Source organism: Shewanella sp. 10N.286.52.A9 (genome assembly GCF_041468985.1).
GTDB classification, from domain to species: domain Bacteria; phylum Pseudomonadota; class Gammaproteobacteria; order Enterobacterales; family Shewanellaceae; genus Shewanella; species Shewanella japonica.
The window spans coordinates 78,818-97,114 of the sequence record NZ_JBFRJQ010000012.1 but is presented as its reverse complement, the minus strand read 5'-3'; the positions used below and the strand labels follow the sequence as shown (position 1 = coordinate 97,114).

General features: G+C 41.2%; 14 protein-coding genes. 9 read left to right on the top strand and 5 right to left on the bottom strand.

All coding sequences use genetic code 11. The features are described 5' to 3' along the window. Nucleotides 1-825 precede the first annotated feature (825 nt). The 6 genes from AB4128_RS11310 to AB4128_RS11285 all read left to right on the top strand — a co-directional run bounded on the left by AB4128_RS11310 (nucleotide 826) and on the right by AB4128_RS11285 (nucleotide 4,723). Nucleotides 826-1,185 (top strand): DUF2750 domain-containing protein, encoded by a 360-nt coding sequence (locus tag AB4128_RS11310; protein WP_372037698.1) that lies wholly within the window; start codon nucleotides 826-828, stop codon nucleotides 1,183-1,185. Nucleotides 1,186-1,296: 111 nt separating this feature from the next. Continuing rightward, on the top strand, nucleotides 1,297-2,151 hold the full coding sequence (locus tag AB4128_RS11305) for a putative phage abortive infection protein (RefSeq protein WP_372037697.1): 855 nt from the start codon (nucleotides 1,297-1,299) through the stop codon (nucleotides 2,149-2,151). Then, entirely contained in the window at nucleotides 2,108-2,674 is a 567-nt protein-coding gene (locus AB4128_RS11300) for a ribonuclease E inhibitor RraB (RefSeq protein WP_372037773.1), read from the top strand. The genes AB4128_RS11305 and AB4128_RS11300 overlap by 44 nt, the downstream gene beginning before the upstream one ends. Nucleotides 2,675-2,756: 82 nt before the next feature. After that, nucleotides 2,757-3,209, top strand: coding sequence for a hypothetical protein (locus AB4128_RS11295; RefSeq protein ID WP_372037696.1), 453 nt, complete (start codon nucleotides 2,757-2,759; stop codon nucleotides 3,207-3,209). 511 nt (nucleotides 3,210-3,720) lie between these two features. Then, nucleotides 3,721-4,197 carry a hypothetical protein gene (locus AB4128_RS11290; protein WP_055025664.1) on the top strand — a complete coding sequence of 159 codons (477 nt, stop codon included), beginning with the start codon at nucleotides 3,721-3,723 and terminating at the stop codon, nucleotides 4,195-4,197. Nucleotides 4,198-4,201: 4 nt separating this feature from the next. Further along, on the top strand, nucleotides 4,202-4,723 hold the full coding sequence (locus AB4128_RS11285; RefSeq protein WP_119968512.1) for a DUF4823 domain-containing protein: 522 nt from the start codon (nucleotides 4,202-4,204) through the stop codon (nucleotides 4,721-4,723). A gap of 136 nt (nucleotides 4,724-4,859) precedes the next feature. On the opposite strand, the gene purL is transcribed toward AB4128_RS11285, so the two are convergent. Beyond that, on the bottom strand, nucleotides 4,860-8,741 hold the full coding sequence (gene purL, locus AB4128_RS11280) for a phosphoribosylformylglycinamidine synthase (RefSeq protein WP_080917495.1): 3,882 nt from the start codon (nucleotides 8,739-8,741) through the stop codon (nucleotides 4,860-4,862). 459 nt (nucleotides 8,742-9,200) lie between these two features. Between purL and mltF the strand changes: the two genes are divergently transcribed. Continuing rightward, nucleotides 9,201-10,670 (top strand): membrane-bound lytic murein transglycosylase MltF, encoded by a 1,470-nt coding sequence (mltF, locus tag AB4128_RS11275; protein WP_080916295.1) that lies wholly within the window; start codon nucleotides 9,201-9,203, stop codon nucleotides 10,668-10,670. A gap of 431 nt (nucleotides 10,671-11,101) precedes the next feature. Here the strand turns inward: mltF and tadA are convergent, their stop codons facing one another. The 3 genes from tadA to guaB form a co-directional block, all read right to left on the bottom strand. Then, nucleotides 11,102-11,707 carry a tRNA adenosine(34) deaminase TadA gene (tadA, locus tag AB4128_RS11270; RefSeq protein ID WP_192021340.1) on the bottom strand — a complete coding sequence of 202 codons (606 nt, stop codon included), beginning with the start codon at nucleotides 11,705-11,707 and terminating at the stop codon, nucleotides 11,102-11,104. Nucleotides 11,708-11,872: 165 nt separating this feature from the next. Further along, nucleotides 11,873-13,450, bottom strand: a complete 1,578-nt coding sequence (gene guaA, locus AB4128_RS11265; RefSeq protein WP_055025666.1) for a glutamine-hydrolyzing GMP synthase — start codon at nucleotides 13,448-13,450, stop codon at nucleotides 11,873-11,875. Between the two features lie 141 nt (nucleotides 13,451-13,591). After that, the gene (gene guaB, locus AB4128_RS11260) at nucleotides 13,592-15,064 is read right to left on the bottom strand and encodes an IMP dehydrogenase (RefSeq protein ID WP_055025667.1); all 1,473 of its coding nucleotides are present in this window, start codon (nucleotides 15,062-15,064) and stop codon (nucleotides 13,592-13,594) included. Between the two features lie 121 nt (nucleotides 15,065-15,185). On the opposite strand from guaB, the gene xseA reads away from it, so the two are divergent. Beyond that, the gene (gene xseA / locus AB4128_RS11255) at nucleotides 15,186-16,514 is read left to right on the top strand and encodes an exodeoxyribonuclease VII large subunit (RefSeq protein ID WP_372037695.1); all 1,329 of its coding nucleotides are present in this window, start codon (nucleotides 15,186-15,188) and stop codon (nucleotides 16,512-16,514) included. Nucleotides 16,515-16,611: 97 nt separating this feature from the next. On the opposite strand, the gene AB4128_RS11250 is transcribed toward xseA, so the two are convergent. Next, entirely contained in the window at nucleotides 16,612-17,601 is a 990-nt protein-coding gene (locus AB4128_RS11250) for a choice-of-anchor H family protein (protein ID WP_372037694.1), read from the bottom strand. Nucleotides 17,602-17,931: 330 nt separating this feature from the next. On the opposite strand from AB4128_RS11250, the gene AB4128_RS11245 reads away from it, so the two are divergent. Continuing rightward, on the top strand, nucleotides 17,932-18,297 hold the full coding sequence (locus tag AB4128_RS11245; protein WP_225442085.1) for a PepSY domain-containing protein: 366 nt from the start codon (nucleotides 17,932-17,934) through the stop codon (nucleotides 18,295-18,297).

Sequence of the window (18,297 nt, the reverse complement as noted above, 5' to 3'; positions counted from 1 at the left end):
GCAAGCTGCAAAAATCACTAACACTTCCGATGGGGCGTTGCTTACCTCAATTCAAATTGTGCATTCTAAGAAGAACAAAACACCTATACAACTTGAGCTGTTTAGCTCTTTAATTTGTCACAAACACAGCCAAATCGAAGAGACAATAAACCCAGTGAAGATGCGTTCAAGACCTTCGAAAACATGGATGTGTTTACGGCGTGTCTTGGATGCATCTGCACATAAGGTCGCTCTTTCACATCTGACCCATAGGTTATGGGAAATGTCATGATGATGTCGGGAACATCATTGACCATGTGTTCACGACATTTCGCTCGTTCAGAACATCCTAGCGGCAAGCAATGGATTAGCTTGTGGTGTTGCCTTTAAGTAAATAAGCCAATTTGAATAAGGTATAAAGTTAGTGTTCGTAACTCGCTTTTTCCCCTAACGAGCTAGCAAGAGAAACTCATGTGGCGGAGAGTGGAAATATCACCTTATATTTTCTAATGTATTGCTCACTATATCTGACCTTAAAGCACTAGATAGATATACAGTTATCATTTTACACGAATGATTCTTGAGTAAAGAGAGTAAAAACTGGCTGATTTACGCTCGATAAACTTCTAGTTATTTGATAAGTTGTTGAATCTAAAGTTATTGATAAAAGGTTGTAGAGACCTCTACATCAAAGCGCTCACTTTTGCGGGCTTGATATTAATAAAAAGGGGGTTAAATTTTCGTTTTATCCATACTAAACAGTCGGTTGGCTTGGCATGGTTGCTGTTAAGCCGAATTTCAACCGGAAGATTATCGAGCAGCTATATAATAAGCTGTTAGGTAACTATGGGTCAATCATCATCACAAGCTTCAGTTTTTTATTCTGAAGTTATTAAAAGTGGTATCGTTTGGGGAATTAAGGATGCCCAAGGTTTTCCTGCGCCTTTAAATTCTGAAGGTAAAAGGGCTATGCCATTTTGGTCGTCTGAATCAAGAGCCGAATTGATAATTAAGAACTCTGAGAATTACAGCTTATTTAAACCTGTAGCGATCCCATTTAAAGACTTTTATGAAAAGTGGATTGATGGTTTAAATCGAGATGGTTTACTTGTAGGCATAAATTGGTCTGGTAAAAACGCTACAGGTTTTGATATTAGTCCTGTTGATTTAAAATCAAACTTAGACGCTAATCAAAACGTTACCTAACAAGTCACTTAAGCGGGACTAAAAACAGTTTGCTTGGTTCCGCTTCGCTTCACAATTTTAGCAAACTATTTATTAGCCCCTTAGTGGGGCGTTATGATTTTGGAGGTAATATTGGAAATTAGTGACTTAGCAAAGAGTATAAAAAGAGCAAAAATATTGGCGTTTTCTCTAATAGCTCTGATACCTACGGCTTATTTAGTTTGGTTTTATTTTATAAATGATCTTTCTCTCTCGACTGATAGTTCGATTTGGGGCACTTTTGGGGACTTTATTGGTGGCATTTTAAATCCACTGATAGCCTTATTGGCTTTCTATTGGTTAACTCAATCGGTACTAATTCAAAAGACCGAATTATCTGAAACTCAGAAAGTGCTCAAGGAAACTGAGAAGGCTCAAAAAGAACAGGCGCTAACTCAAGAAAAAAAGCGATTTGAAGACACATTCTTTTCTTTACTAAACCAACTCAATACCGTCTTTGACGGATTGAATGAGCGTTTGTTAGTCATGGACCGCCCGCAAGCTTCAAAAATCATGAAGCTGCATAGTGCAGTGATTAAAAATGGTACTGGTAATACAATTGAGAAAAGAGTCGCTAAGATGCGTGAATCTTCAAGCGATACGAGCCACTACTTCAGGGTTCTTTACCATATACTCAAGTTTATTTTGGAAAATAGTCGGTTCGATGCTGAACCAATGCTGTTTGAAGCCGCGGTCGAAAAAAAAGTTACTAGAACCGAGAAATTTTACTCCAACATTGTTCGCTCTTTCTTAAATAAGGAAGTTATCCAATTATTAGCCATCAATTGTGTAGTTGTAGATCCTCTAGACCCATACTATAAATATCACCAACTGGTTGAACGCTATTCCTTATTGGAACACCTACATATTGACGCTGAGTGGCAAAAGGAGTTGTTTGGAAAATATGATAAATCGGCTTTTGGTGAACACCCAGAAGTACAATCATAACAAAGCATTTAAGAGTGATTCGCAACACTTGCCAGTTTCGCTTCGCTCAAGTATAGCCAAGCGCCGCTCACACCTTAATGCGGCGTTATATTCGCAGGGAAGATCGGTTGTGCGTACAATATATTTATCTCTAATCATATTCGTCTCTTTTAATGTTTTAGGAAAAGAAATGCAGTACCCAAATGACGAAAACGGTCAAGTATTACAAAGCATGTTTGAGCGTGGAGTAAACCTAAATAGAGAATATGAAATAGACTTCTTTCATCTTTTTAACGACGAAGAGTCCGCTGTAAAAATGGCATATGAAGTCGACCATTCGTACGAAAACATTAAAGTTAAAATTTATACTAATGATGTTTCGAAAGGCTTTGATGTATACGTATCTGTCAACATGGCACCGACGCATGAAAATATTACACATGTAGAGGTGACTTTTGCGGACATAGCTACAAAACACGGCGGGAAAAGTGATGGTTGGGGCTTCGAAAGCGAATATAACAAGCCACTCAAACAGGACAAATAAAGCTTGGCTTTTGTCACTGCGTTCCAAAGTTTAGTCAAGCATTTTTGCGCCCATTAGTAAGGCGTTAAGAGGGGGAATTGTAATGAGCATCGTTAATATTCTTACCACGATCTATGGAGCTATGTTACTTCCATCATTCTTTATCTTTGCAACAATGAATGCTATTCGAGATGAGCATTTTGTTGGGGTTAATGCTTTTAAGATGCCATTCAATTTTGTTTACACAATGGCATTTCTGGCTTTACTTGTGCTAACAGCTTATTCTTTTTATCACCGATTCAAAAAGAAAACTAAGTTCCAGCTTGGAATAAATATATCAATTACAACATTTAGCATTTGCGGGATCATAATCCTTTTGGCTGCAATGCCGTGTTTTGTTGACTCAACAATAAGAGAAACATTAACTGATGTAGTTAAAAAATCTATGTTTTGTACCAGTTATTCGAATCGTACATATATCGGTGTTATACAATTTTCATTTATTGCGGGTGTATTATTGTTACTATCATCCGGTATAAAACGTGGCAGCTCTTAACAACGCCAGGCAACGGAAGCTATGCGATTCATCCTCACAATTTCACTCTTATTTCTAGCTAGTTGTGCCAACCTTAAATACTAGCCTGAAGATGGGCTCATAAAAATAGAGGTTCAGAAATTAGTACCAGCTGAAGATTGTAGTGACAAAGGCATTCGTGCATATTCGATAAAAGGTTCTAGTAAACGTCATTTGCTAGACAAAGAGATATTTTATGTATCTCCCGGCAACTGGGAAATTGCTTACTAGCCAACCTATGAAGAATCATAAAATGGTATGTGTGAAGAAATGCAGAGGCTAATAACTCATGGAGAATACACTATTTATCATGAGTTTAAACAAGGCTTTAGTTACTTCATCTACCTAAACTAAGAACGTGAGGCAGGCATTAAGCAAAATGCCATATAACAACCTAATAAATAAGGACTAAAAACAGTTTGCTGTTTTTGCTCCTCAACATTTTAGCCAACAATTTTATGCCCATTATTAGGGCGTAAGCACAGGGAGTCCGATGAAGTTTTTAGGTATATTTATCTTTTTCATATTTAGTTCAAATGTTTTAGCAGGCACACCTGCAACTCTTTCATTTGAAGATGCTGAGAAAATGAGAGTATCAGTATCTAGATGGTACGATATACCTGAAAAAGAACGCACTCCACATAAAGAATATCTTTCATGTACACCGTTTGAAATATTGGTTCCTCTCATCGATCAAAAGCATCCTGATTTTACCAAGCTTATTTTCACCTTTGAATTAATTAAAAACGGTAAAGTATTTCTAAACGGTAATTTGTCAACTTCTCCGTTTAAAACGGAACCAACAGGTGTTGGTACAGGATGTCTTCCTTTGGATAGTGAGTATCAAATTAATATGACTTTCTCTTATAATCCAGAGTCAGGATTAACTATGTGTCCACCTGCATATACAATAAATAATTTTACAGCCTTTGTTAAAAGTGCTTATAACAAGCAATTAAACAGGGAGTAACTATATGAATCGCAATTTGGTAATGTTTGGAACTGCAATAATCTTTCTTTCAGGTTGTAGTTCATCTTTTAAACATAATGAATTCCAATCACCTGAAGTAAAATTAGATCAAAATAAGGGCGTTCTAATCTCAACACCAGAAAATGGTTGGTATGATGAAACTGAATATAGAAATTCTGGTCGAATGACTGCAAATGCAGTTAGAAGTGCCTTTTCTAAAAACACTTCTAAAGTAACTATTACAACTGACTGTAAAGGTAAGGACTGTTTAGAATCTATTGATACGAATGTATATGGATACTTTGTTCAACCTATTATTTTGCATTGGGAAGATAGGGCTACAGAATGGTCTGGAAAATCGGATAAAATCGAAATTCAAATTATTACTTACGATTCACAGACCCAAAAAGAGATTGGAAATACAACGTACACAGGTAAAAGTAAGTGGTTAACATTCGGTGGAGATCATCCTCAGGATCTCCTTGAAGAACCAACCCATAAATACGTTGAAAGCTTGTATAAATAATTGCTAACAAGGCATTTAAACTCATTTCGGTCAAAAAATGAGTTAGCAATACTCCCTACACAAATCCCATACAATAAAAAAGGCGACCATTTGGTCGCCTTTTTGCTGTTCACTCAATACTAGGTTAAGTTACAACTTAACCTAACTTAACGCGTGCATTACGGAACATACGCATCCATGGGCTGTCTTCTGCCCACTCGTCTGGGTGCCATGAGTTAGCAACGGTTCTGAATACACGCTCTGGATGCGGCATCATGATGGTTACTCGACCATCTGTTGTCGTTAGTGCAGTAATTGCATTTGGCGAACCATTCGGGTTTTGTGGGTATTGCGTTGCGATTTGACCGTTACCGTCAACATAACGCAGTGCCACTGTACCTGATGCTTCAGCTGCTGCTAATGCTTCAACAGATTTAAATTCAGCGCGACCTTCACCGTGTGATACAGCGATTGGCATGCGTGAACCTTCCATTCCTTCAAAGAAGATTGATGGACTCTTTTGCACTTCAACCAAACTAGCACGGGCTTCAAAACGCTCTGAACGGTTACGGACAAAGTGTGGCCAATGTTCACTACCTGGAATGATTTCTTTCAGGTTAGATAACATCTGACAACCATTACAAACACCCAGCGCTAATGTCGCATCACGCTCAAAGAACTGAGAAAACTCACTGCGAGCACGCTCGTTAAATAAGATTGACTTAGCCCAGCCTTCACCAGCGCCCAGTACGTCACCGTATGAGAAACCACCACAAGCTACTAGACCTTGGAACTCTTCAAGACTAATGCGACCCGATAAGATGTCTGACATATGAACATCGCGGCTTTCAAAACCTGCGCGGTCAAATGCGGCTGCCATTTCAACGTGAGAGTTAACGCCTTGCTCACGAATAATCGCCATCTTAGGTGCTGCGCCTTTTAAGATATAAGGTGCTGCTACATCTTCACTTGGGTTAAAGCCTAATTTAACTGTTAGACCTGGGTCTTTAGCTTGCTGTTTAAGCTCAAATTCTTCTTTGGCGCATTCTGGGTTATCACGCATGGCTTGCATACGGTAAGTGGTTTCTGACCACATAGTACGAAGCGATACACGGGAATCACTGAATACTGCACGTTCACCGTCAACCACTGTGATGTTATCGTCAGTCGTTAATGTCGCAACGCTATGGCAATCAACGCCAGCAGCGGCAAATTGCGCTTTAATCGCTGCGCTATCTGCTTTAGCCACTTGGATAACCGCACCTAGTTCTTCGTTAAATAAACGTTCAAGGTCGTTACCTTTCAGTGCTGCTAAATCGATGTTTAGGCCAGTGTTACCAGCAAATGCCATTTCCACTAATGTGGTGAATAAGCCACCGTCACTGCGGTCATGGTAAGCCATCACTTTTTGCTCAGCGACTAATGGCTGAATGACTTCGAAGAATCCACGTAAGCTTGCAGCATCATCTAAATCTGGCGCAACATCACCCAGTTGGCTGAATACTTGTGCTAAACAAGAACCGCCTAAACGGTTTTGACCTTTGGCCAAATCAACCAATAACAGCTCAGTTTCGCCTTTGTTTGTGCGAAGCTCTGGTGTAACAGTATGACGAATGTCTTTTACCACACCAAAAGCAGTGATAACTAACGACATTGGCGATGTGACTGTTTTGTCTTGACCTGCATCATTCCACGCAGTCTTCATCGACATTGAGTCTTTACCCACAGGGATAGTTAACTCAAGCTCTGGACAAAGTTCTTCACCGACAGCTTTTACTGCTTCATAAAGACCCGCATCTTCACCTGGGTGACCTGCTGCTGACATCCAGTTAGCTGACAATTTAATGTCTTTGAATGAGCCAATATCAGTACCAGCAATGTTTAAGATTGATTCTGCTACAGCCATACGCGCTGATGCGCCAAAATCAAGTAGTGCAAGCGGTGTACGCTCACCAATCGACATAGCTTCACCAGCGTAGCTGTCAAAGCTTGACGCAGTAACAGCACAATCGGCAACTGGAACCTGCCAAGGGCCAACCATTTGGTCACGGTTAACTAAACCTGTCACTGAACGGTCGCCAATGGTGATAAGGAATGATTTATCTGCAACCGTTGGTAAATGTAGGATACGAGAAACCGCATCTTTTACATTTATTTCTGCTTGATTAAGCGCTGGCGATTTAGCTTTAGCCGAGACCACATCACGGCTCATTTTAGGCGCCTTGCCTAATAGCACTTCAAGCGGTAAATCAATTGGCTTGTTATCAAAGTGGCTATCTTCAAGGGTTAAGTGCTGCTCTTCAGTTGCGTCACCCACTACAGAAAATGGAGCACGTTCACGCTCACAAATCTGTCTGAAGGTTTCTAAGTTTTCAGGCGCAACAGATAACACATAACGCTCTTGAGATTCGTTACACCAAATCTCAAGTGGGCTCATGCCTGGCTCGTCTGAAGGCACGTTACGTAAGTTAAACAATGCGCCACGATCAGCGTCATTCACAAGCTCAGGGAAGGCATTTGATAATCCGCCAGCGCCCACATCGTGAATAAATTGAATTGGGTTGTCATCACCCATTTGCCAGCAGCGGTCGATCACTTCCTGACAACGGCGTTCCATTTCTGGGTTTTCACGTTGTACTGAAGCAAAGTCTAAATCTTCACTAGATTGGCCTGATGCCATTGATGAAGCAGCACCACCACCTAAACCAATGTTCATTGCTGGGCCACCTAAAACAATAAGCTTAGCGCCTACGGTGATTTCGCCTTTTTGAACATGATCTTCACGAATGTTACCTAAACCACCAGCAAGCATAATTGGCTTGTGGTAACCACGAACTTCAACACCGTTGTGGCTTGATACTTCTTGCTCGTAAGTACGGAAGTAACCCACAAGTGCTGGACGACCAAATTCGTTGTTAAAAGCAGCGCCACCTAATGGGCCTTCTGTCATAATTTCTAACGGAGTAACAATACGGCTAGGTTTGCCGTAATCGCCTTCCCATGGCTGTACAAAACCAGGGATTTTAAGGTTAGAAACACTAAAACCAGTTAAGCCCGCTTTAGGTTTTGAGCCACGGCCTGTAGCGCCTTCATCACGAATTTCACCACCTGAACCTGTTGCCGCACCTGGGTATGGGCTGATGGCTGTTGGGTGGTTATGGGTTTCAACCTTCATCAAAATATGCATTGGCTCAGTGTGATAGTTATACACACCGTCTTGATCAGGGAAGAAGCGACCCGCAACGCTACCGTTCATTACCGCAGCGTTATCTTTATAAGCCGATAACACGTTATCAGGTGTCACCTCAAAGGTGTTTTTAATCATTTTAAATAATGATTTTGGCTGAACTTCACCGTCAATAGTCCAGTCAGCATTAAAGATTTTATGACGACAATGCTCTGAGTTCGCCTGTGCAAACATCATTAATTCAATGTCGTTAGGGTTACGGTTTAAACGTACGAAGTTATCGACTAAGTAATCAATTTCATCTTCTGCTAGGGCTAAACCTAGTTCTACGTTGGCAACTTCTAATGCACGGCGACCTTCAGCAAGAATATTAATACTCTTAAACGGTAGCGGCTCAGTGCGTTCAAATAACACTGATGCTGCGGCAAACTCAGGTAAAATCACTTCAACCATACGATCATGGATTAAGCCTTTTACTTGCTCAAGTTGTTCGGTAGTTAATGAGGTACCGGCAACGTAATAAGCTACACCACGTTCTAAGCGTTTTACTTTGCTTAAGCCACAGTTTTTAGCGATATCGGTTGCTTTAGATGACCAAGGAGAAATGGTGCCAGGACGAGGGGTAACAAAAAATAACGAACCTTCTGGCGCATGAGATTCGATAGCAGGCCCGTAAGTTAAAATCGTTTCAAGCTGCTGATACTCTTTATCATCAAGCTTGTCACTTAAATCGGCTAAATGGATATACTCAGCGTAAATTTGCTCAACAGGAAGGGCTGCGCTTTCGCAGGCCTCCATAAGCTTTTGAACTCTAAAAGCTGAAAGTGCTGGGGCTCCGCGAATGATCTCAATCACGTCAATTCACCTTATTGATTATATTGGTAGGGTAAGAATTGGCGCTATTATAGGGAATCAGACTATATAAATCACCTAAGAAGGCTTGCTAGAACAGTGTTTCCCGTTAACGAAAACAATCAAAAATAAACTGCTGAATATCGTGTTATTATTTCAGCAACAAATTATGATAATTTTATTTTTTTAAATTCGAATTTACTAATAAATTCAACCGTATATTTTAACAGTTACCACCAGCAGACTAGGTGAAATACAAAACTACTGCTACAGTATATTTATACCGTAAAGGTTAACGCTGTTATGTTAATTCAGGTTATGGACAATCTGATTAGCAAACCAGCATCGATATAGGCATAAAACTAGCCGCAATATCAGAGCAAGCAACACTTAATCTTGCCTAGCGATACGCAGCCATAACAAGACTATTTATCATTAACGGATTTAACAAAGAGGGATATGAGTAAACTCTTAACGATAGTCTCTATCATTTCAATCAACTTTTTACTCAGTGGATGTCATCGAGCTGACATTACTATCACTGACTATGTTGAACAGCTCCCGCAGCGTACCGTGTTAAAGGTAGGGACGCTTTACGGCTCACAAACTTACCTTAATTCAGACCAAGGTGAGAGTGGCTTTGATTATGAAATGGCCGCTAAGTTTGCTGAATATCTCAATGTTCCTCTTGAAATGGTGCCCTACCACAATCGTCAGCAGCTATTTGAAGCATTACGCCAAAATGACATTGATATTGTGGCCGCAGCGATCACAACGACTAACAATCGACGTGAGCAGTTTCTTCTCGGTCCCACATTATATGAAGTCAACCAAGTCTTAATATACAAGTCAGGGAACCTTAAACCACGAGACTTTAATGATCTACAAGGTGACATTAGCGTTATCTCAGAGTCTGCCGCGGTCGATACCTTAATTAAGTTAAAGCAATCCAACCCGAACTTGTCTTGGAAACAAATTGTTGATGGCGACAATGAAGAGCTATTTTCAATGGTCGCCTCAGGCGAAGTGCTTTATACCATTGCAGATTCCAACAGCTTACTGATCAACCAACGCTACTTACCTGAACTACGTGCAGGTATTGTCCTTGATGAGAAAACCCAAGTGGTGTGGTTACTGCCACCAGTTAACAGCGATTATTTACTGAGTTCATTACTGTCTTTTTGGCACATTCAAAAACGTAATGGCACCCTAGAGCACCTTAACGAAAAATACTTTGGCCACGTAAAGCGTTTTGACTATGTGGATACTCGTGCTTTTATTCGTGCTATCGACAATGTGTTACCAGAGTATCAAGCACTATTTGAAAAGCATGCTGGCGATTTAGATTGGCGTAAACTTGCTGCAACCGGTTATCAAGAGTCTCATTGGAACCCGCACGCCCGCTCTCCTACGGGTGTCCGTGGCATGATGATGTTAACCCAACCAACGGCAAGCTCTGTTGGTGTCGATAATCGACTTGATGCTGAACAAAGTATTCGAGGCGGCGCGATATACTTACAAAAAATGATCGATCGTTTGCCTGAGTCTATTCCTGATAGCCAGCGAATTTGGTTTGCTCTTGCGTCATATAATATTGGCTTAGGTCATGTTGAAGATGCACGTAAAATCACTCAAGGTATGGGGAAAGATCCCAGCGCATGGCGCGATGTAAAACAAGTTTTACCGTTATTGCAGCAGCGTAAGTATTACAAAAATACTCGTTATGGTTACGCAAGAGGCAACGAAGCTGCCCATTATGTTGATAATATCCGTCGTTATTACGACACCTTAGTTTGGGTTGATAATCAAAATAAAGAACAAGCGATGCTCGCGGAGTCAAAAGCCAAAGAGGCAAGCGAGCAAGAATCGACTACCGAAGAGCAGCAAGATGATAAGCCTAACGAGCTCCTTAAATCATCGGCGCAATAAGCTCATGCACACGTCAAGAAGTGTCATTTAATAAAGCATTCATAATTACTTGGTATTAATAGTGTCAGGACATGATACTGACGTTTGAGTGCCCTACTGAATGAGAACGCCTGACTCGCCATTAACGTTAAGCGACAGGGCTTTACTGATGCAATTAAAAGAAAGATTCAGGGGGTTATAAGACATTCGTTCTAATGTCTTCACTTATACCTTATGTTCTAATAGCTTATGTTTTAACACCTTAGGTTTTAACACATTCGGTTTTACTGCCTGAGACTTTAACGAATAACTTTTAACGAATAACTTTTAACTAATAGATTTTAAATAATAGATTTCAACAAGTTAACAGGTGAAATATGAAAAGAAATAATAACGCTCGCCGCCGTAATATCATTAAGCTAAAGCAGCGCAAAATGCTTAACCGTCAAAAACTATTCTTCGCCTTTTTGCAGCAACAAGTCTGATTGCGCTTTAAATTGTTTTTTTAACGCTTTTTTCTCTTCTCGGCGTCGCTTAAAAAACTGACTTAATTGGCTCGCGCACTCATCAGCTAATACGCCTGAATCCACGCTAAGTTGATGATTAAAATGCGAGTCTTGTAGTAGGTTTATCACACTCCCCGCCGCGCCCGTTTTTAAATCTTTAGCACCAAAGACCACTCGTTCAATTCGACTGTGGACCATCGCGCCTGCGCACATTGGGCATGGTTCTAAGGTAACGTACAACGTGGCGCCTAACATACGGTAGTTTTCAAGCACTTTGCCTGCCGCTCTTATGCACTGCATTTCAGCATGGGCACTAGGATCATGCTCAGTAATACTTAAATTAAATCCTGATGCAATAAGCACATCGTCTTTGACCAAGACAGCCCCAACAGGCACTTCACCTAATTCTTCAGCTTTAGTCGCCAGCGCTAAAGCCACTCGCATCCACTTTTCATCTTGAGCTGCACGTACCGCTAACTCTTCAGCAGTTAATGGCTTAGCCTGACTCCTTTGCTGCTTTTGGCTGATATGGACTTTGTTTTCTAACGTCATGAGTATCTCTTAGGCTTTGCTATGTTTAACTTGTTGCATATAGCTTAATCATTAAATCTTATCGTGTATGGCAATACATCAAACTTCATTAGATTATACGGCAAACAGCAATAAATTTATCTCAATAAAAAAGGCGCCTAAGCGCCTTTTTTAATTAATGGAAACTTATTCCCATTCGATTGTCGCAGGTGGCTTACCCGAGATATCGTAAACCACACGTGAAATACCATCGATTTCATTAATGATGCGGTTCGATACACGACCTAAGAAGTCGTATGGTAAGTGTGCCCAATGCGCCGTCATAAAGTCGATAGTTTCAACTGCACGTAGTGAAACAACCCAGTCATATTTACGGCCATCACCCATAACACCTACAGAGCGTACTGGTAGGAATACAGTAAAGGCTTGGCTGACTTTATGGTAAAGATCTGCTTTATGCAGTTCTTCAATAAAGATAGCATCAGCTAAACGCAGTAAGTCACAGTACTCTTTTTTCACTTCACCAAGAACACGCACACCTAAACCCGGTCCAGGGAACGGATGACGGTAAAGCATGTCGTATGGCAGACCTAGCTCTAAACCAATCTTACGGACTTCATCTTTAAATAATTCACGTAAAGGTTCTACTAAACCCAGCTCCATATCATCTGGTAGTCCGCCTACATTGTGATGAGACTTAATCACGTGGGCTTTACCGGTGGCGCTGCCTGCTGATTCAATAACGTCAGGGTAAATTGTGCCTTGCGCTAACCATTTAGCATTGACACATTTCTTTGATTCTTCATCGAAGATATCAACAAATACATGACCAATGATTTTACGTTTAGCTTCTGGATCAGCTTCACCAGCCATCGCGTCTAAGAATCGATTTTCAGCGTCAACATGGACAATGTTCAGTCCGAAGTGGTCACCAAACATTTCCATCACTTGATTAGCTTCGTTTAAACGTAGTAAACCGTTATCCACGAACACACACGTTAATTTGTCACCAATGGCGCGGTGAAGCAGCATAGCGACTACTGATGAATCAACACCGCCAGATAAGCCTAAGATAACTTCATCATCACCGATTTGTTTTTTCAAACGTTCAATTGCATCTTCGATAATTGAAGAAGGTTTCCAGTTGGCATCACAACCACAAATGTCTAATGCAAAGTGCTCAAGCATGCGCTTGCCTTGACGAGTATGGGTAACTTCTGGGTGAAATTGAACGCCGTAAAAACGCTTGTCTTCATTCGCCATTGCAGCATATGGACAGGTTTCTGTTTTAGCGACAGTCACAAAACCTTCTGGGATTTCAGAAACTTTATCGCCGTGACTCATCCATACATCAAGCAAAGGTTTGCCTTCAGCGCTAATCGCATCTTCAATGCTTTTAAATAACGCCGATTCAGTTTGAATTTCAACTTGTGCGTAGCCAAACTCACCTTCACCTACACCTTGAATCACTTTACCGCCAAGCTGCTCAGACATAGTTTGCATGCCATAACAAATGCCTAAGACAGGCACGCCGGCATTAAATACATATTCAGAGGCACGTGGTGAGTTTTCTGCGGTCACACTTTCTGGACCACCTGCTAAGATGATGCCGTTTGGAGCAAATTCTTTAATTTGCTCCTCAGATACATCCCAAGCCCAAAGCTCACAATAAACACCGATTTCACGAATACGGCGGGCGATTAACTGCGTGTATTGCGATCCAAAATCTAGGATCAGGATTTTATGCTCATGAATGTTGCTCATGGGATACCTTATATCTGGGTTTACTTTTAAAAACAGTATTCTTCGTAGGTGTACTTCAACCTTGTCTCATTGTGTATTGTTAGTCACCACTGACGAGAAAAGTTTGAAAAAAAGCGGCATAACAATATGCCGCTTTATGATTTAAGAACCGCTACGATAATTCGGCGCTTCTTTACTGATCGTAACGTCATGAACATGAGACTCGCCCATACCCGCTGAGGTAATTTTTACGAATTCAGCTTTTTCATTTAATTCTTTAATGGTGGCGCAACCCGTCAGACCCATACAAGAACGTAAACCGCCCATGTGTTGGTGAATGATTTCTTTTAACTTACCTTTATAAGCAACACGCCCTTCAATACCTTCAGGTACTAATTTGTCAGCAGCGTTGTCGCTTTGGAAGTAACGGTCAGAAGACCCTTGAGTTTGCGTCATCGCACCTAATGAGCCCATACCACGGTATGACTTATAAGCACGGCCATTGTATAGCTCTGTTTCACCCGGTGCTTCTTCAGTACCCGCAAACATTGAACCTGCCATGATGCATGATGCACCAGCAGCTAAGGCTTTAGCTAAGTCACCCGAGAAACGAATACCGCCATCAGCAATAACTGGGATATCTAAATGTTTAACCGCTGCAGCAGCGTCAGATACCGCTGTAATTTGTGGCACCCCCACACCAGTAACGATACGAGTGGTACAAATAGAACCTGGGCCAATACCCACTTTAACGGCATCAACACCAGCGTCTACTAGGGCTAAAGCGCCTTCAGCAGTGGCAACGTTACCACCTACGATTTGTAAATCAGGGAATGAGGCACGAGTATCACGAATACGTTGCAGCACACCTTCAGAGTGACCATGAGATGAATCAATCAGCAATACGTCAACACCCGCTTTAACGAGCGCAGCAATACGCTCTTCGTTGCCAGCACCTGCGCCAACAGCTGCACCAACACGTAAACGACCTAATTCGTCTTTACATGCATTAGGCTTACGCTCTGCTTTTTGGAAATCTTTAACCGTGATTAAGCCTTTTAGCTTAAAGTTATCGTCAACCACTAATACTTTTTCAACGCGGTGTGAATGCATTAGTGTTTGCACTTCATCTAACTTAGTCCCTTCAAGCACAGTCACTAGACGATCTTTCGGCGTCATAACTTGCTCTACAGTACGGCTCCAGTCAGTAATGAAGCGAACGTCACGGCCAGTAATAATACCCACAAGCTCATTAGCATCGTTAATCACTGGATAACCAGCAAAGCCATTGCGTTCAGTTAATTCTTTTAACTCAGCAAGTGTGGTGCTTGGCGTGACGGTTACAGGTTGTTGAACGATACCCGCTTCGTAAATTTTAACTTTACGAACTTCTTCAGCTTGTTGTTCAATCGTCATATTTTTATGAATAAAACCTAAACCACCTTCTTGCGCCATGGCGATCGCTAAGCGAGCTTCAGTGACCGTATCCATTGCAGCAGAAACGATTGGGGTGTTTAATTCAATTTTTTTAGTCAGACGAGTTTTTAGAACAGCGGTATTTGGGAGGACGGTTGAGTGAGCAGGCACAAGTAGTACATCATCAAATGTTAGTGCGTCATTTCTTAATCTTAACATGCAACATCTCCCAGAAAGTGTAGGGTTTGGAAAGGGTAAATATTGCGGCGGGATTATACCTTGCATATTTAGGTTGGTAAATGGAAAATAGTTAAAAAATACTCTTAGTCGGTTGAATTTGATGAAAAGCTCGAAAAATAATGTTTACACGGTTTCCCGTTTAAACGGCGAAGTCCGCCAGCTGCTTGAAGGTGAGCTAGGTAAGGTGTGGCTTGAGGCCGAAATCTCGAACTTTGTTTCCCCAAATTCAGGTCATTGGTATATGACATTAAAAGACAGTCGCTCACAAATTCGCTGTGCGATGTTTAAAGGTCGTAATCAAACCGTGCCATTTAAACCTGTTAATGGCCAACAAGTATTAGTTAAAGGTTCTATCAGTGTTTATGAACCTCGTGGCGACTATCAATTACTTTTAGAGTCAATGCTGCCAGCTGGAGATGGATTACTTGCACAGCAATATGAAGCGCTTAAGCTTAAATTAGCTGCCGAAGGCTTATTTGCAACAGAAACCAAGCGACCATTACCGCAAAATATTCAACGAATTGGTGTTATTACTTCTGCCACTGGTGCTGCGGTTAGAGATGTGGTTAAAGTGCTTTCTACTCGCGACCCGTCAATTGAAGTGGTCGTTTACCCAACCCAAGTACAAGGCGCGACTGCAGCGAAACAAATCATCAAGGCAATCTCCACGGCCAATAGACGTTTAGAGGTCGACATTTTATTGCTTACCCGCGGTGGTGGCTCTTTAGAAGATTTATGGTGCTTTAACGATGAAGACTTAGCCCATGCTATTTATAATAGCGCCCTGCCCGTTGTCAGTGCGGTAGGTCATGAAATTGATACCACGATCAGTGATTATGTCGCAGATGTAAGAGCTCCAACGCCTTCTGCTGGCGCAGAGTTATTATCAGATGATAAAGGTAATAAGACCCAAAAGCTTAACTTGACCTTTTCACGGTTACGACAATCAATGCGTCATTACTTATTACATCAAAGTGCGCAACTCAGTGAATTAAGCCACCAGCTACAACGTGAAGATCCTAAAAGGCAGCTACAACAACTTGAGCAGCGCTTTGATGAGATGCAGTTAAAGCTTGAATCAGCCCTGCGTCATAAGCTTGCTAATGCAACATTAGCTCAGCAACAACTTAAGAGTCGACTGCAACAGCGATCACCCGCTCATAAGCTAACCTTAGAGCAAAACAAAGTGGGTTATCTCACCAATCGTTTAAAAGAAGCAATGAAAGCAAGGCTAGTAAATGCCAATCAGCAAGTGAATTACAGTGCGCATCAACTAGAAACCGTTAGCCCATTAGCGACATTAAGCCGTGGTTACAGTATTACTCGTGATGGTAAAGGCAATATTTTACAAAATGCCCAACAGGTAAAAGCGGGCGAAACGCTAACGACCAAGCTGCATCAAGGTGAAATTAAATCAGTGGTGGTGTAATTGGCCCCAAACGGCCAATGATAGAAATCACTGATAACAAAATCCCGCATTAAGCGGGATTTTGTTATTTGGTTTATGACTTTCCATCGTTGCAAGTTTAATCAGTATTGTTATTTAATCGCTTTGTTGGTAACACTGTTCGCTGTACACCTAACAACAAGAGTATGAGTAACGAAGTCCACGCCATACTGCCGCCACTGACATGCACCTCTGTTTCAATCACTTCAACGTATTCTTCCTCATAAACCCTATCTCTATCACTACTTTCTAATGGTAATGCATATAATCCATCAGACTCTTCACTACTTAATGTCGCCACAATGTCCTCGTACCCGAGTTCATATAAATCAATCAACACATCGTAATAATCAGTTTTATAACCTTGAGCTAATGTCGTTAATACTTCGTAATCGTCATCGGTAGCATCGCCATAGATAGTAAACACATCGGTAGAATAATAATGCTCCCAAGGGCCTCCATTACGACTTAAATAAAGTTCGGCATAAACATTAGCCGCCTCTCCTTGAGTAAAACCATAAACATCGGCATCAAAGGTCACGCTAAACGTTTGGTAAAAACCATCTTCGTCTAAATCATCAAATAAACGACTGTAAGCGGCATAAATTTCAAAATCTCGATAACCGACAATAGCCTGCTGATTTACCTGAGCCTTTTGTATTTTACTTAGCCCTGTGCCATTCGATAAGCTTTGCGCTGTAGGCAAGCCTTTTTGCACTTTTGCAGACATTACACCACTTGCCCGAAGCGCTATGATCTCGCTGCGGCTCAGTTTCTCTGCATGATTTTTTCCTGCGGACTCACCAGCTTGTCGCTGTTGCTTCTCTTTTAACACAAGTTCATTCAGGGTACTTTTTTGTTGTTCAGTCAATACGCCATGTTGAGCCTTAAACGGATCCCCCTGCTCAATGCTTGAGAGTTGACGCCCCTCACTGACAATTATGCTTTGCTGTGAAGTACTTGCCATTACTGACATCGAAGCACCCCCCAGCACTAGCATCAAAAAACGACTTATTGAGCTTATAGCGAACAATCTAATACGTCTTAAACATTGGTATTGTCTATTCATGTGTGTTCCCTCTTAATTGATATCACAGCCATCAATGGGTGATTGAATCACCGTGATTCCGTATCGTTAATGAGGGTTATTTAAGAACACTGAAAATGAATGCAAGCTGAACAGTGGAAGTAGAATATTGATAACAAGTTCTAGTTAACCATCAGAAATTGGTGATTAAATACAATTAAACGGCCATTCATCTTACATTCATATTCGCCGCGCAATACTTCATTTTCACAAAGGGAATGCAACTTCATACATAGCAGATGTTTCTATATTGAAAGGGATCTTTTACACTGATGACTGATTTCAAAGATAAATATTGAATTGGATTTGGCAATGAGCAAAGTAACAATGAAATTAAGCATACCTGTGTTAACGCTAATGTTGAGCTTTCTCAATATTGGATTAACCCAAGCTGCGCCTATTTCAGCTGTTTCTTCTATCGCATGGGGACAATCAACTCATCATGCTTCTCATCAAACACCGAACCAAAATAAACGAAATCAACCTAAGAAATTAGCAATCAACAGTTCACAGCAAGCGGCACAAGTTGCTAAAAGGCAATACGCTGCCAAAGTGCTTTCTGTTCAGTCAACATCAGTGAATGGTTCTCCTGGCTATCGAGTCAAACTGCTTTCTAATAAAGGCATGGTGTTTTACGCCACCGTGAATGCACGTACCGGTTCAGTTTCGAGGAATTAA

Bases quoted from the DNA above. Each gene is read 5' to 3' on its own strand.
- AB4128_RS11310 (WP_372037698.1), top strand. From the start codon at position 826: ATGGGTCAATCATCATCACAAGCTTCAGTTTTTTATTCTGAAGTTATT.
- AB4128_RS11300 (WP_372037773.1), top strand. From the start codon at position 2,108: ATGATAAATCGGCTTTTGGTGAACACCCAGAAGTACAATCATAACAAA.
- AB4128_RS11295 (WP_372037696.1), top strand. From the start codon at position 2,757: ATGAGCATCGTTAATATTCTTACCACGATCTATGGAGCTATGTTACTT.
- AB4128_RS11290 (WP_055025664.1), top strand. From the start codon at position 3,721: ATGAAGTTTTTAGGTATATTTATCTTTTTCATATTTAGTTCAAATGTT.
- AB4128_RS11285 (WP_119968512.1), top strand. From the start codon at position 4,202: ATGAATCGCAATTTGGTAATGTTTGGAACTGCAATAATCTTTCTTTCA.
- mltF (WP_080916295.1), top strand. From the start codon at position 9,201: ATGAGTAAACTCTTAACGATAGTCTCTATCATTTCAATCAACTTTTTA.
- tadA (WP_192021340.1), bottom strand. From the start codon at position 11,707: ATGACGTTAGAAAACAAAGTCCATATCAGCCAAAAGCAGCAAAGGAGT.
- guaA (WP_055025666.1), bottom strand. From the start codon at position 13,450: ATGAGCAACATTCATGAGCATAAAATCCTGATCCTAGATTTTGGATCG.
- guaB (WP_055025667.1), bottom strand. From the start codon at position 15,064: ATGTTAAGATTAAGAAATGACGCACTAACATTTGATGATGTACTACTT.
- xseA (WP_372037695.1), top strand. From the start codon at position 15,186: ATGAAAAGCTCGAAAAATAATGTTTACACGGTTTCCCGTTTAAACGGC.
- AB4128_RS11250 (WP_372037694.1), bottom strand. From the start codon at position 17,601: ATGAATAGACAATACCAATGTTTAAGACGTATTAGATTGTTCGCTATA.
- AB4128_RS11245 (WP_225442085.1), top strand. From the start codon at position 17,932: ATGAGCAAAGTAACAATGAAATTAAGCATACCTGTGTTAACGCTAATG.